At 45.8% G+C, this 15805-nt stretch carries 12 protein-coding genes and 1 pseudogene; 5 read left to right on the forward strand and 8 right to left on the reverse strand.

Annotated features, from left to right (window positions below; all coding sequences use genetic code 11):
- The 3 genes and pseudogenes from KF839_RS06215 to KF839_RS06225 all read left to right on the forward strand — a co-directional run.
- The coding region (locus KF839_RS06215; RefSeq protein WP_416362351.1) for a Mu transposase domain-containing protein at positions 1-815 on the forward strand (815 nt) is incomplete at its 5' end.
- Positions 805-1551, forward strand: coding sequence for an IS21-like element helper ATPase IstB (istB, locus tag KF839_RS06220; protein ID WP_292916976.1), 747 nt, complete (start codon positions 805-807; stop codon positions 1549-1551). The genes KF839_RS06215 and istB, both read left to right, overlap by 11 nt.
- Positions 1552-1617: 66 nt before the next feature.
- Positions 1618-2517, forward strand: a pseudogene (locus KF839_RS06225) (IS110 family RNA-guided transposase); the annotation flags it as partial.
- A gap of 419 nt (positions 2518-2936) precedes the next feature.
- Here KF839_RS06225 and KF839_RS06230 read toward each other — a convergent pair.
- The 7 genes from KF839_RS06230 to KF839_RS06260 all read right to left on the reverse strand — a co-directional run bounded on the left by KF839_RS06230 (position 2937) and on the right by KF839_RS06260 (position 11127).
- Complete coding sequence (locus tag KF839_RS06230; protein ID WP_292916977.1) at positions 2937-3551, reverse strand: hypothetical protein; 615 nt, start codon at positions 3549-3551, stop codon at positions 2937-2939.
- A 30-nt stretch (positions 3552-3581) separates the two neighbouring features.
- Positions 3582-4907, reverse strand: a complete 1326-nt coding sequence (locus KF839_RS06235) for an HNH endonuclease (protein ID WP_292916978.1) — start codon at positions 4905-4907, stop codon at positions 3582-3584.
- 628 nt (positions 4908-5535) lie between these two features.
- Entirely contained in the window at positions 5536-5769 is a 234-nt protein-coding gene (locus KF839_RS06240; RefSeq protein ID WP_292916979.1) for a hypothetical protein, read from the reverse strand.
- A 70-nt stretch (positions 5770-5839) separates the two neighbouring features.
- On the reverse strand, positions 5840-6637 hold the full coding sequence (locus KF839_RS06245; RefSeq protein ID WP_292916980.1) for a formate/nitrite transporter family protein: 798 nt from the start codon (positions 6635-6637) through the stop codon (positions 5840-5842).
- A 45-nt stretch (positions 6638-6682) separates the two neighbouring features.
- On the reverse strand, positions 6683-7876 hold the full coding sequence (gene hemW, locus KF839_RS06250; RefSeq protein ID WP_292916981.1) for a radical SAM family heme chaperone HemW: 1194 nt from the start codon (positions 7874-7876) through the stop codon (positions 6683-6685).
- A 4-nt stretch (positions 7877-7880) separates the two neighbouring features.
- Positions 7881-10391: an ABC transporter permease gene (locus tag KF839_RS06255; RefSeq protein ID WP_292916982.1), complete on the reverse strand. Its 2511-nt coding sequence runs from the start codon at positions 10389-10391 to the stop codon at positions 7881-7883.
- A gap of 46 nt (positions 10392-10437) precedes the next feature.
- Positions 10438-11127 (reverse strand): ABC transporter ATP-binding protein, encoded by a 690-nt coding sequence (locus KF839_RS06260; RefSeq protein WP_292916983.1) that lies wholly within the window; start codon positions 11125-11127, stop codon positions 10438-10440.
- On the opposite strand from KF839_RS06260, the gene KF839_RS06265 reads away from it, so the two are divergent.
- Complete coding sequence (locus tag KF839_RS06265; protein WP_292916984.1) at positions 11126-11773, forward strand: arylesterase; 648 nt, start codon at positions 11126-11128, stop codon at positions 11771-11773. The genes KF839_RS06260 and KF839_RS06265 overlap by 2 nt on opposite strands.
- Here KF839_RS06265 and KF839_RS06270 read toward each other — a convergent pair.
- The gene (locus tag KF839_RS06270; protein WP_292916985.1) at positions 11764-12828 is read right to left on the reverse strand and encodes an RluA family pseudouridine synthase; all 1065 of its coding nucleotides are present in this window, start codon (positions 12826-12828) and stop codon (positions 11764-11766) included. The two genes, KF839_RS06265 and KF839_RS06270, sit on opposite strands and share 10 nt — an antisense overlap.
- Before the next feature lie 456 nt (positions 12829-13284).
- Between KF839_RS06270 and KF839_RS06275 the strand changes: the two genes are divergently transcribed.
- Positions 13285-15786 carry an Rne/Rng family ribonuclease gene (locus KF839_RS06275; RefSeq protein ID WP_292916986.1) on the forward strand — a complete coding sequence of 834 codons (2502 nt, stop codon included), beginning with the start codon at positions 13285-13287 and terminating at the stop codon, positions 15784-15786.
- Positions 15787-15805 lie beyond the last annotated feature (19 nt).

Genomic DNA, 15805 nt, shown 5'->3' on the forward strand with positions numbered 1-15805 from the left:
TTCATCTTTCCCTCCTCTCAAATCATTTTATCTCCGGAAAACCCGGGGCGATTCAATGGCTGTTTACACCTACCCCGCGCTTCAAGGACTTTGTTGAGTTAAATGCCTGGCTGGCACTGCGCTGTGAGGAACTGTCGCAACGCAAACATCCGGAACAGATTGGGCGCAGCATTGCCGACTGCTTTGCAGAAGAACAACCGTTACTCATTCCTGTCAAAGCCGTATTTGACGGCTATGTTGAAAAGACCATGCGGGTTTCCAGCACGTATCTGATCAAGGCTGATCATAACCGCTACAGCGTACCAGCAGAATGGTCGAATCGTGTTGTTTCGGTGCGGATAACGGCAGACCGGTTACGGATCGTTGCACAGAATCGAGTTGTTGCCGAACACGCACGTTGTTATGGCCGCGGTCAACTGATTTGCGATCCCTGGCATTATCTGCCGGTACTGGAAAAGAAGCCTGGCGCACTACGCCATGGGGCGCCATTCCAACAGTGGGATTTGCCGGTATCCATTCGAGTGGTTCGCGACCGCATTCTGAAGCAGGACAAAGGCGACAGGGCATTTGTCGAATTATTGCTGATGGCCAGAGCGCTGGGCGACACCGGGTTTGAAACACTCGAAGTTGCCTGTGATTTAACCCTGCAAACCGGCATTATTGCTGCCGCCATTGTCATGAATGAAATGCGCCGTTTAAGCGAAACAGCACGCCCCAAACGATTAAGCGCGTTATCCGTGCCCAGACTGCAGACCGAACCGAAAGCCGACTGTAGTCGCTATGACAGTTTGTGGAGGTTGCGCAATGATCACTGACCGTTACGCGCAGCTCAAAGCGCTCCATCTGCATGGCATGGCTGCTGCCTGGCAGGAATGGCAAGCTGAAGGTAATTTCCGCCAGAAGTCGGTGATGCCTGAAGTCTGGCTGGATCGGTTGATTGCCGCTGAACAGACAGATCGCAAGGCGCGCAGTTTGAACTATCAGCTGCATGCCGCCAGATTTCCTCATCACCGCGACCTGATCCACTTCGACTGGGCAGAAAACCCGTTGACCAGAGAACGTATTGAGCAACTGGCCAGCGGCGATTTCATGGAGCAGGCAAACAACCTCATCTTTGTCGGTGGCACCGGAACCGGCAAAACCCATCTGGCAATCGCCTTGGCAGTTTCAGCTATTCACCAGGAAAAACGTGTGCGGTTCTATAATGCCGTTGACCTGGTCAACTTGTTGGAAAAAGAAAAACAGTTGGGCAAGTCCGGCTCGCTTGCCAAGCGACTCATCCAGATCGACGCCGTCATTCTTGATGAACTGGGCTATCTGCCTTTCCCAGAGTCCGGCGGTGCTTTGCTGTTTCACCTCATCAGTCAACTGTACGAAAAGACTTCTCTGATCATTACTACAAATCTCGACTTTGCTGAATGGGTGCAAGTTTTTGGCGATGAAAAAATGACCACCGCCTTACTCGACCACATCACCCATCACTGTGACATCCTCGAAACCGGTAACGATTCCTATCGATTTAAACACCGTAATAACGCACTCAACAACTGAATTTTACTACCTTCAACTGGTAACTTTTGGATGTTGATACCTGGTAAATTTTAGGTGTTGATTGACATGATTGGTATTGAAGCATGCGGTAGTTCACATTATTGGGCGAGAAAACTGAGTGAATTTGGACATACTGTTAAGCTTATGTCGCCTCAGTTTGTCAAACCCTACGTAAAGACAAACAAGCACGATATGGCAGATGCGGAAGCAATCTGTGAAGCTGTGAGCCGACCCAACATGCGTTTTGTGCCAATCAAGAACATAGAGCAACAGGCCATTCTATCGGTACATCGTGCCAGACAGGGATTTGTGAAGGCGAGAACTGCGCAATCGAACCAGATACGAGGATTGCTTTCAGAGTTTGGAATCGTGATGCCACAGGGGATACATTCGATCATGAAGCGAATGCCGGAAATACTGGAGGATAGTGAGAACAACTTGCCTGGCGTGATGCGGAAGTTACTGGAACGATTGACAGAGAACCTGAGGGAAATAGATCGCCAAGTAGTTGAATTGGAGAAGCAGATCCAGTTGTGGCACCGTGAGAACGAGGCTAGTAGTAAACTGGCGGAGATTCCTGGAATAGGCCCGCTCACGGCCAGTGCAATTGTGGCAACAATAGGGAAAGCCAAGGAATTTAAGAGTGGTCGTCAATTATCTGCATGGATGGGATTGGTTCCCAGGCAACATTCCAGTGGAGGCAAACAGAATCTATTGGGCATCAGCAAGCGCGGCGATACTTATCTCAGAACACTGCTAATCCACGGAGCAAGAGCCGTGATTCGATTTGCCGAGAACAAGGCAAAGCCAGAGAGCTGGTTGAGAAAGTTGATGACTCGGCGTAACAAAAATGTAGCAGCGGTTGCTCTGGCGAACAAGAATGCTCGGATCGCTTGGGCACTCCTGGCCAACAACCAGACATTCCACCCCGCTTATACTTCGGCAACTATCGTTGCCAACATATAATCGAGGCGGTTGAATAAAATCTGAGTAACAACGAATTATTAAGGAATTCTACGATTGCACAGGCAATTATGAAATGATGGCGATACTGGTAAGACCGTGAGTAGAAAAACCTGTAAGTAACACAGCATATAAAGTGCGCCCCCGTGATTAGGAGCTACTCAGCGGATTCCATCAGGGATAGAAGCAACAGCTTCACTAAAAATCCGAATGTATGGCTGCAATCTTTACCTTCGACTTATCATTGATTGAAAGCTTGGCAAATGTGGGCGTCCATGTATGTTACTTAAATGGGTACATGCGAGCTTGCATATTGGCTAGGAATATTACATAGATGGCAAATTTATGTGTAACGTTTGAGTTGAGGGGCGCGAAGCCGGCTTGCCGGCGTAGCGTCCCTCTCGAACGAAATGTTAGGCAGCTTAGGCTGACGGCCAAACATTCGAAAAGTCCATTTTGACCTTAACCTGATTTTCGAAATCCATGATCCTTCTGGCGCACTCGACGTTCCCCCACCAGTGATCAACAACGTAGTGATTGATTGGATCGCGATAGTGGTAAGAATTGCTCCCGATCCTTTGATCCGCATTTGCAGGCGCGAGAACGCACGGGAGTCCGAGAGCGTAGATTGCGCTCTCTGGCAAAGTCATCGACTGGTTTTTAATGTCGATCATGAACTGCTGAATACCATCCTGAACCTTGATCGTCACTCCATATCCATCCGGCAGTTCGTTGCCGTGGGCAAGATTGCAGCGAAATTTCTCGTAGACGATGTCTTGGAACTTGATGCCAACGTTTCCTTTACTGTCCTTGAATGGGAAGACTGTCTCTTGAAGGTCTAGGCCGCCATGCATCAGCTCGATGATGTCGAGGTGCTCAACAATGAACTTCCTGAATCTCTCTCCACCCTTGTCGATCTGCGGATACATCTTCTTTGCAGTGCCGTCGACTGCCAAGCACGCGAATAGCATCGCTTTATCAAGGTCTCTGCTGTCGCAAGCTTCGAGCGAGTGCCTAATGTGGTCGGCGATTTTCATAGCTGCCTAACGCCCAAAACAGCGGCGCATTTATGCGTCCGACTGATTTTGATTGTTATATGGTTTCATATCTAAGATCATATTAAAGACAAAGTCCTTCGCTTCTGAATTTGAAAAACACTGATAATCCCAGTTCTTTTCAAGATGGTAAAACTTAAAAAAACTCCAGAAATACTCATAGTTATCATTTTCGGTAAAATCATATTCGTCATCGTCGAACGTTGGAATGATGAAAACATACTTTAAAAACGTAAATTGAAACTCGCCTACAGCAAAAGGGAGTCGAGCGTCATCATCTTTTCTTAAATAGACTTTAAGCTCGGCTCCTTTTGAGAAACCATGATAGGATTTCAGCAATGCGATTTTAGGAAGTTTTTTGTAGAAAAAATCGCTTGATATCCAGCTTATCGTTTTGCCGAACTTATTAATATCATCATTATCGATAACGCTAAGTGAAAACTTAACAAGTGCTTTATATATGTTTTGCATTTTCACTTTGGCATTAAACTCAAGAGGGATTATTTTAGGGGGAGTTGATTTATCGCGACCCTCATCGTCGCCAGAAGGCTTGTACATTAATATGTGGTCTGGACCTACACCTGTTGGATTATGAGAGAATTCGAAATTTTTTCCTTTTATTTTAGGAACTTTGTTATCCTTATTCTGCACCTTGAAAAAGGTTGTCAAGGTTTTCAGATATGTATCTATGTCCCGCTCTATTGTTTCAGAGAAGTATTTGTTGCAACCATCACATTCCTCATTAAATATAACGGTTTTATTTCCTAATGATTCAGATATGGCATGTGCTTCCTGAGAAAAGCTAGTTACCTTATCTCTTGTGTTATTGCAAAAGCGACAAACTCGATTACTTTTCAGCCCTTCCCCTACTTTTATCTTTTTATCGGAAATTTTCCCTTCTATTGAGTACTTATCAAGAAAGTCATCAAATGTTTCAGAGAACTTCTCCTGAATGTAAGTAAGGTTTATATCACCCCTTACATGAGATAAAAGCTCGATGCGAGTATCCATTTCTTGTTTTTGAGTAAGCTCTTTTATTCCAGGTAATAAGTAGAATTTTTCATTATCATCAAGCAATCGAAAGAAGTCATTTAGTTTATTTATGACTGGAGAGTGACCTCGATGCTTAGAAACGTATCCATTAACGCGCTTTCTTAATGGTTCAGTATTTTCTAAAAGAGAAGTTATTGTTATTTTAAAGTTATCCCTGTCAATTTCCGCACCAAACACGTGAAGTACTTCTAGTATATGTCCGCCAATTTCATCAGGATGACCCGTTAAAGAAAAGCTTGATGTCTTTTTTAATGAAACTAGTGTAATCCATACCTCAGTACTCATTGGAGAATCCTTTAATTGTGTGCACCAACATATAACAAGTAATTATATAGTTTCCGTATATACCATATTCCAAAATGAGGAGCAATAAAACTATGATATTAGCCCGTTTGCTAACTGTATATCATCCTAAAAGGAACGGTATGCAGTTCTGTAGATCATGATTCGTAGTATGCTAAATCAATTGCAGACCATTATATCTTAGCAACACTGTTGAAAAATATAACTAAATTCCAGTTACCGGTTTTGCCCGCTTTGGCGAGCCATAAAGAACAAGAAATCTCTCAAAAACTGTTTAGCAATAAAAAGAAGTCAGGATAAAGAAAGACTGTATTATAGGAATCGGGCAGCATGCCCTTTACGGGGCATACCCTTCGCGCTGGTCGGCGGCGCGACCCTTGAGCTTTCAGCAGTGAGGTTTTGTTTAGCAAAGCGGAAAGTTTGCTTTCCGGCCAACGGTGGGTCATCCGTGATTAGTTTTCTGTTGAGTATCCGAGTATCCCCGCTTACACACTTCCAGATGTCGTGATATTCCGATTTTCGTATATACCCTCGTGTCTCGTGGTAAGCTTACCTGAATACCAATCAGCAAGTAGTAAATAGCACGTGACAAGACCATCTGTTTAACAGGTTATCTCCAGCCTCGATGCCATCCGTTTCTCGGATGGTGCCATCCCCAGCCATAATTAATGTTGTAGTTCCATAAATACCCAGAACCTGGGCTGACATAGGTAGGCGCTACATACACAACGCCAGGCGGTATTCCTGGTGCAACGGGAATTCCAGCGACTGGCGGCGCTATGCATCCGGTTAATTGGATGATCAGTGTTGCGCTAATACTGGTGCGAATAAGCATTTTTTTCATCGTGGTAGTTTTTTATCGAAATGAGAATGTTCTTTCCAGAAATTCGTTTGATGTGGCGAGCTATTCTAGCTTAATTAGTAGCTCTCCCATAACTCCAATACAGCAAAAAACCAGTAAACAACATACCACCGAACAGATTGCCTGCGATTACCGGGATGCCGTTCCAAAGCCACCAGTCTACAATGGTAATATCCGCACCTAGCAGGATACCAGTGGGGATTACGAACATGTTGACGATTGCGTGTTCGTAGCCTAAACCGAAGAACGTCATGATCGGTAACCACATGGCGGCGATTTTGCCGATGGTGGCGGTTGAGGTGAACGACATGACGGCGCCCAGTGTAACCATCCAATTGCACAGCATGGCACTGGTAAATGCGGTGATGGTGCCGTCAAAACCGAGTTTCGCGTATTCGAGCGTTTTAGCTTCAGCAATGGTGATCGTTCGTTGTAAAGCCGGTATGGTAGCCGGGTCGATGGAGCCCATTTTGGTGGCGACGATGCAATACAAATAAGCATACGCAACGCTGCCGGCGAGATTGCCGATTAGAACCCAGGTCCAGTTTTTGAGTAGCAGCGAAAATGTCGTCCGGCGGTCTTTAACAGCGATGGGGATCAGCGCGAAATTGCCGGTTGCAAGCTCCAGTCCAAGCAGTACGATCATCACGAATCCGATTGGAAAAACCATGGCGCCCGCGATTCCCCAGCCGGTTTGTGTCGCCGTTAAGATTGCCAAGGTCGTCGCATAACCCAAAAAAGCGCCTGAGAGAAATCCGCGAATCAGCAATTGCTTGACCGGCAGGTCAGCTTTCTTAGCACCTGCTTGCAGCATGTTTTCAATGATTTCTTCCGGTTTGATATACGCCATCGTGTTTACCCTGAATGGAAAAATCGAGGCTGCGATTTTAGCGCATTATCCAACAGGATTTTTTTCAGGTAGAAAGATTTGCAGTAAATCGTTGAGAAAACGCCGCCCGAGTATAGTCGGCTTGATGCGGAGATGATCGTGCACGAGCAAGCCGCGATGCTCGGCTTCTTCAAGCTGCTGTTGCACGGCAGCGATCGGCAACCCGGTTCGTTCCTGAAATAAAACCGTGTCAAAGCCGCCGGATAGCCGGAGCGCGTTCATCATGAACTCAAAACCTCGATCGCCGATCGTCAATTCGTGCTGTGACTGAACCAGCGATTCGCCGGCATGCGCTTTGGCAAGGTATTCTTTGGGTTGTTTATAGCGCATTTGGCGTACGATTTTATCGGCAAAGCTGATTTTGCTGTGCGCACCGGCACCGATGCCGAGATAATCGCCGAACAACCAGTAATTCAAATTATGTCGGGATTCTTTGCCGTTCAATGCAAATGCCGAAGTTTCATAATTCCGGTACTGATGATTGGCAGTGGTTAATTCGATAATTTCTTGCATTTGTGCCGCTTGCTCGTCATCCGGGAGTTTTGGCGGATAGCGGTAAAATAGCGTATTGGGTTCCAATGTTAGATGATAGGCGGAAATATGCGTGACACCTAAAGTACACGCCGTTTCGATATCTTGTTGCGCTTCCTGCAGCGATTGCCGGGGTAATGCGTACATCAGATCGAGGTTGATATTGTCGAAATTTTTCATGGCGATTTCGACCGCACGATATGCTTCCTGATCGTCATGCACGCGCCCCAGCGCTTGCAGATGTTGCCGGTTAAAACTTTGGATACCAATGGACAGACGGCTAATGCCGGCTTTGCGAAAATCGGCGAATTTTTGCGCTTCAAAGGTTCCAGGGTTAGCTTCCAGCGTGATTTCCGCAAAATGTTCCAGCGGTAGCAGCATGCGGATGGTTGTTAACAGGGTATCGATTGCATTCGCACTAAAAAGGCTGGGGGTGCCTCCCCCGAAAAAAATGGTAGTTAATCGCCTTCCCCAAATATCCGGCAGCGCCGCTTCGAGGTCTTTGATCAGCGCTTTCACATAAGTGTCTTCTAATGCTTGGCTGCCCTGCTCCCGGATTTCATGCGAATTGAAGTCGCAGTACGGACATTTTTTCAAGCACCATGGTATGTGGATATACAGACTCAGCGGCGGAAGCGCCTTAAATTTCGGGACTGGCAAAGCTGTCATCGGGTTACCCAAGTTTTCGCAGCGTCAATAATGGCGGAGTCGACAATGCCGAGCGTGTGCCCAGCAAACCGGCGATTAAGACACCGATAACGCCGGTTGAAATACCCACCACCCAAATCCAAGGATTGAACGTATATTCGAGATGCAAAATATGCTTACCGATGGCAAACCCCATTGCGGTCGCGCCGGCGGATGCGAATAATCCCGCTAAGCCGCCGAGTATCGCAAATTCCGCGGCCCAAGCCCGAGACAACTGTTCACGTTTGGCGCCCAATGCGCGAAAAATCGCCGCCTCTTGAATGCGCTCATCCTGCGTGGCGGCAATCGCGGCATATAATACGGCGAAACCAGCCAATACCGTGAATACAAATACAAATTCGATTGCTTGGGAAACTTGTTGAATCATCTGTTGTACCTGCCGGATCACCAATGCAACATCGACAACCAGAATATTAGGAAAAGCTCGGACCAGATCATGAATAACTGCAAGATCGGATGGCGGCACATAAAAGCTGGTGATATAACTTGCCGAATAGTTTTCCAGCAATCCGGGCGGCACCAGCACAAAGAAATTGACCCGGAAAGTATCCCAGTCGACTTTCCGGATGCTGGTGATTTTCGCGGTGAAGTGGCTGCCTGCAATGTCAAAAGTCAATACATCGCCTAATTTGACGCGTATGGTGGCTGCAATTCCTTCTTCAATGGATAATTCAGGTTCAATGTTGTCACCTTGCCACCAAGCACCCTGCACGATTTGGTTGTCGAGCGACAGTTCGCTGGTCCAGGATAAATTAAATTCGCGCCGGATATGACGTTCAGCGTGCAAATCATCGGAATAATTTTTCGTGGATACTTTTTTACCATTAATCTGCACCAGGCGACCACGAACCATGGGAGCCATCGCCGGTTGTTCCATGGCATGGTGTTGAAAAAATTCTTGCAATGGCTGCAGTTGATCGGCTTGGATATTCACCAAAAAATGGTTCGGCGCTTCCGGAGGCAAGCTGGCGTGCCAATCTTTAACCAGATCATCTTGAATCAGGGTCAAAATCAGCAATGCCATTAATCCTAATCCGAGCGCAACCGCCTGCAAAATACTGGAGACCGAGCGGCGACGGATGCTGGCCAAACCATAACGCCAAGCGCCACCGGCTTGGTGCCTGATGCTTGCCAGAATACCAATCAGTAACCAGCCGAGACAACCGAAAATGACGATGGCAGCAGCAAAACCGATGACGACATAAAGACCCAATTTCAGGTCTTGCGCTTTCCAGATGAACAACAACGATAACGCCACCAAACCCAATAAGTAACCCGCAATGCTATGAAAATTCGATAACCCGACATCGCGCCGCAACACTCGCAAGGCTGGAACGCTACGCAGATTAAGCACGGGCGGCAAAGCAAAACCTAGCAGCAATACCAACCCAATCAGCAACCCTTGCAATACCGGCAAGCCGCTCGGCCATGGCAAGTCCGTTTCGACAATATCCGTCAGCCAATGCGTTAAAGCTTGCTGCGCGCCAAAACCGATCAAACAGCCGATGCCGCTGGCGATCAGGCCAAATCCGATGAAATAAACCAGATATAAGAACAGCAATTGATTTTGACTGGCGCCCAGGCTGCGCATTACGGCGCACCCATCCAGATGCCGCTGCGTAAAACGGCGTACCGCTAATGCAATCGCTGCTGCGGCCAACACGACACTGGCAAGCGCGGTCAAGCTTAGAAATTTCTCCGCGCGCTGCAATGCCGCTTTGATTTCGGGTCGCGCATCGCGAATGCCTTCCAATCGTTGATAATTAGCCAACCGCTTCTTTGCCCAGTCACGAAATTGCTTCACGGAATCGATTTCACCGGCGATCAGCATTTGGTAAGATGCACGGCTGCCTTCCTGGATCAAGCCGGTTGCTTCCAGATCGTCGGCATTTATCATGGCGCGTGCGCCCATATTGATAAATCCAACCGAGTGATCCGGTTCGCGTGCGATCAACTCAGTTACGGTCAACTGGGCGGCGCCGACATCGACAATATCCCCGCGTTGCAACTCGAGTTGCGTCATGACTTTCTCATCAATCCAAATGGTGCCTCGTGGTGGAATTCCATTCGCTGTTTGTAGCTGCGGTTGCGAAACAGAGCCGCCGGGTGATCGTTTGGATAAATGAACGCGCCCACGCAATGGATAACCTTCGGTAACCGCTTTTATCTGTGTTAAAAGATTACCTTCACCATTGGAAATCATGCTGGGAAATTTAGTCAGCCATGAAATCTTGAGATTCAGCTGATTGGCTTCTTCGGCAAATTGCTCGGGAATCGGTTTACTGGAAATGAGCAACAAATCCGCTCCCAGAAGCTGATTGCTTTCACGAGCGAGCGCCAACTCTACTCGCTCCGCGAAAAAACCGACCGTGACCATGCCGCTTACTGCAATGATCAGCGCTAATAACAGCACATTCAGCTCGCCCGCGCGCCAATCGCGATACATCATTTGAAAAGGTAATTTAATTTGATACATGATGATGTTGATAACTCGAATGATGATTAAGATCGTGCATTGGTCATTAATGGATCAGCCGACCATCAACCAAGCGTATTTGACGCGAGCAACGCCGTGATAATGCTTCGTCATGCGTGACTAAAACTAAGGTTGTGCCATGTTCGCGATTGAGTTCGAACATTAATTCAATAATCTGAGTACCGTTTGCCGAATCCAGGTTACCCGTCGGCTCATCGGCTAGCAATAATCTTGGATTCGTTGCAAAGGCCCGTGCAATCGCCACTCGTTGCTGCTCCCCTCCGGATAGTTGTTTGGGATAATGATTCAAACGTTGCCCTAATCCCACGCGCTCCAGTAAGCGCTTTGCCGGTGTTTCCGCATCAGGAGTACGCGCCAATTCAAGCGGTAGCATCACATTTTCCAATGCTGTTAAAGCCGGCAATAATTGAAACGATTGAAAAACAAACCCCATTATTTTGCCGCGCAGCGCGGCTCGATCATCTTCGTCCAATGCAAAGATATCAACCGAATTCAGATGAACTTTCCCGGATGTCGGCAAATCCAATCCAGCCAGCAAACCTAATAAAGTCGACTTACCGGATCCGGATGCACCTATAATAGCGACGGCGTCACCTGACATGATTTGCAAATTGATATCGTGCAAAATGGTCAATTGCTGCTCACCGGTTGTCACTTGTTTAGTAAGCGCATCGGTACGAAGAACAAGTTGTTTACTTTGGTTATCAATTGACATGAAAAAAAAATTCCTGTTTATTTTATTGATTGTTATTTCTTTTTTTGCTCCTGCGGTGGCAGTCAGCAAAACAGTCATGATTTTTGGCGATAGCTTATCAACGAGCTATGGCATACCGGTAGAAGCCGGTTGGGTTAATCTATTATCGCAACGGCTGCAATCGCAACATGCGAACTATCAAATCATTAATGCCAGTGTCAGTGGCGAAACATCCCTGGGGGGGCGCAATCGGATTGAGCAAGCACTTGAAAATCATCGGCCCGAGATCGTTATCCTGGAACTGGGGGCCAATGATGGATTACGCGGTGCAACCATTAAATCCATTTATGAGAATCTGGCGACTATCATTGAGAAGTGTTCGCAAACGAATGCATCGGTGTTGCTTGTCGGCATGCAATTACCACCCAACTATGGTGCAACTTACACGAAAAAGTTCCAAGCAGTTTTCCCGCAATTAGCTGAGAAATATCAAATAAAATTAATTCCATTCCTGTTGGCAGGATTTGGTCATAACCATGATTTTTTTCAAAATGATGGAATTCATCCAAATGAAACGGCGCAGAAAATGATTGCGGAAAACGTTTGGGAGGTATTACAAACCATGCTCAATACCGATAAAATCGCCATCAAACCAGATCAACCCTGAGTTCTGATTATAGCATCTGGCGTTCGTTTGCTTGCTTTCTCTGCAAGTGTTTCTGGTTTATCTAAAGACTCGGTAAATTTCTGCAGATCCTCCGGTAGCGGCGCCTCCAATGTCATGGCAATTCCTGAAGCCGGGTGGATTATTTTCAGCGTGCGTGCATGCAGGAACATGCGCGTCAACTGATATGGGCTGGTTGCTTTGCTCAGTTGTTTGTTGATCTCAAAATCGCCGTATTTATCATCACCGAGAATGGGATAGCCAAGGTGCGCCAAATGTACCCGTATTTGATGAGTGCGTCCGGTTTTAATTTCAGCATCCAATAAACTGAATGATTTCCACGTTTTCCGGAGGCTGAATATCGTATGCGCCTGTTTACTATCCGACTGCCCTACTGATGAAATCGCCACACGACGCTCACCGCTTGCTGTTACATATTTGTTGAGCGCTAACTTGACGTGTTGTTTGGCGTTCCGCCATTCTCCTTTGACCATGACTGAATAATGTTTCTCCATCAATCCTTCACGGATTTGCCGATGAAGTTCAACCAATGCATTTCTTTTTTTTGCGATAAGTAACACACCGGATGTCTCTCTATCCAATCGATGCACGAGTTCAAGAAACTTCCAAGTCGGGTTTTGCGCTCGTATTTGTTCGATTACTCCAAAACTAATACCGCTTCCACCGTGAACCGCCATGCCGCTGGGCTTATTGATAACCAACAGTACATCGTCTTCATGCAAAATCGAAAATGAATATTTTTTTTGGGGATTGATTGTAGTTTGTGATCTAGCTTCTTTACTTGTAGTGTTGATAATTGGCGGAATACGTAACAGATCACCGAGCTGCAAGCGATATTTTGCGGTTACTCTTTTTCCGTTAACGCGGATTTGACCACTCCTGAGCAATTGATAGACATGACTCTTAGGAATATTTTTTAACCGCTTAAACAGGAAATTGTCAATTCTCTGATCATTTCCTGATTCCTCAATATATTCTTTACAGACTGCTGTTAATGAATTGTCAGGATTCAAAATTGTCGTGCGATGATCGTTCAAAATGATAAGAAAATTTTATTAGCGGTGGGGCAAATTTTTTATTTCTTTTTAGCTTTCTTTCTGTAAAAATTAACACGCTGGAGAAAGTCCGAAAATGCACATCAACATTATATTTAAAGTTTAATTAATATATTTATCGATTGAGTAGCTAAATCCATAAATATTGCTGAAAAACTAGGTTGTATTTGGAACTTTATGTAAAATCTGTTACCTTACTCGAAGCTAATCGACAATATAACAAAAATTAACGGAACTCCAGAAATTAATTGGTATTGCAACACACTTCAAAGAAATTAGTTAACATATTAAAACACATTAAAAAAAAGAATTATATAATTGATAAATTTAGGTAAAATACAACACCCAGACCTCGTCATTAAAATCCACGTACATAAAAAATCTTTCCCTTCAAATTGGGATTAGGAAATTAATAAATTGAACACGTAAGGTTTGGAAATGAAAAGAATGTTATTTAATGCAACCCAACCTGAAGAATTACGGGTTGCAATTGTAAATGGTCAACTTCTAGTTGATCTTGATATTGAGTCAGTCAGTAAGGAACAACGCAAAAGTAATATATACAAAGCTGTTATTACGCGAATTGAACCAAGTTTAGAAGCTGCGTTTGTGGATTATGGTTGCGAGCGTCACGGGTTCTTACCCTTTAAGGAAATCGCACCTTCTTGTTTCGCAGAAAATGTTACTGCAACGGGGCGTGTCCAAGATCTTTTGCAAGAAGGCCAGGAACTGATCGTCCAGGTTGATAAAGATGAACGAGGCAATAAAGGCGCCGCACTTACCACCTATATCTCTCTTGCTGGCCGATATCTGGTATTAATCCCCAACAATCCGAATAGCGGTGGCGTGTCGCGTCGAATTACCGGCGACGAGCGTAATGATTTACGCGATGTGATCGCTCAACTTGAAGTCCCGGATGGCATGAGTATCATTGCTCGAACTGCTGGCATTGGCCGGAGCGCGGAAGAACTTCAATGGGATCTGAATTACTTGACACAACTTTGGTATGCGATTGAAGAAGCTGCCAATAGCCAAAGCGGTGTTTTCCTGATTTACCAAGAAAGTAGTTTAGTAATTCGAGCAATTCGTGATTATTTTAATCAAGAAATCGGTGAAATCTTGATTGACAGTCGCGATATTTTTGAGCAAGCCAGTCAATTCATGGCGCATGTGATGCCGGCCAATGTGGATCGCCTAAAGTTCTATCACGATGATGTGCCATTGTTTTCGCGTTTTCAGATTGAACATCAGATCGAGACCGCCTACTCCAGGCAGGTCCCGCTTCCTTCGGGAGGATCAATCGTTATTGACCATACCGAAGCTTTGGTTTCCGTTGATGTCAATTCAGCGCGCGCAATTCGTGGGTTGGATATCGAACATACCGCACTCAATACGAATCTTGAGGCAGCTGATGAAATCGCCCGGCAACTGAGGTTACGTGATTTAGGCGGACTAATCGTTATCGACTTTATCGATATGGACGTGCAGCGAAATCAGCGTGAAGTTGAAGCGCGTTTACATGAGGCATTACGTCAGGATCGTGCACGCATCCAGGTTGGCAAGATTTCCCGTTTTGGGTTGCTGGAACTGTCCCGCCAGCGTCTTCGCCCTTCCCTAGGTGAAAGCAACTATATTCCATGTCCACGTTGTCAAGGTACTGGTTTTATTCGTGGCACCGACTCATCTGCGCTGCATGTACTCAGAATTATTCAAGAAGAAGCGATGAAAGAAAATACATTCGCTTTGCACGTTCAATTACCGGTCGATGTGGCAACCTATCTGCTTAATGAAAAGAGACCGGAAATATACGATATTGAGGTACGTCAGAAAATCAATATCGTTTTGGTTCCTAATATACATATTGAAACCCCTAATTACACGGTGACCCGTATTCGTCATGAAGATGTTAAAGCTAACGAATCCGTTGCCAGCTATAAGATGGTTGAGAAAAGCACTGATGAGAATCAGGCAATTGCAATTGAACAGAAGAGTAAGCCGACGCGACCGCAAGCTGCCGTTCAAGGCATAACACCCGCTCAACCAGCGCCGATTAGAGAAGGAAGACCGCGTGACACATCCCTTCTGGATAAATTTTTCAGCTGGTTCAAACCTGCAAACATTGAAGAAACAAGAATTAATTTAGAGGAAAAACAACCAACCGAAATCGACAAGCCGAGAACGACAACAGAACGCGGGCGCTCAAGAGGTCGCCGTGGCGGACGTATACGCAGTGATCGCAATAAAGATGCAACGGGACATCGGCAGTCAAAACAGAATGAACCCGAAAACAATCTATTGAATCAGGATAATGTCACAGTCATCGAGCTTGATAGCGATGATAACAACATCACCGAGCTGAAGAAGAGTAGTAAATCCGCACGGCAACGTAATGAGACGCCGGCTGATGATATATCAGTGGATAGCAGCACTACATCAGAAAAATCAGTGGATGGCGCTGATAACATCAATATAAAAACCGGTGATCGCAAACGAACTCGCCGTAACCGTACTACTAAAGCCCGCGAGCAATTCGATAGCGTCAGCAAAACACCCAAAAATGATGATTTAACCGAACCAACGAACAATCAAGTTTCTGCGGTTAATGATGCTCACGTCGATAAAGAAGAGGCGCCACCACCAATCGGGCCTGACAAAACTGTCAGCACGTCTAAAACGCGCAAGGAGTTAGCGGATAATAGCCTGACCATTGACCCGGTACTGCCGGCTGTTGAAGCGGCTAAAGAAAATGTAACTGTGATGCATGCTAGTAAAAAACTTCCCGATTTTTCTGAATCCGGGCTTGTAATGATTGAAACTCCGCCCGATAAGGTGGAAATGGTTTCTGAAGAAGTCGTGATACCTAAAAGACCGAGAAAAAAAACCAAATCAACTGTTGAAACTTCAACAGAACCGCTAATTCAAATAGAAACGCGCGAATGATCTGATAATTGCAAGGAAT

It is taken from the genome of Nitrosomonas sp., assembly GCF_019635155.1.
Classification (GTDB): domain Bacteria; phylum Pseudomonadota; class Gammaproteobacteria; order Burkholderiales; family Nitrosomonadaceae; genus Nitrosomonas.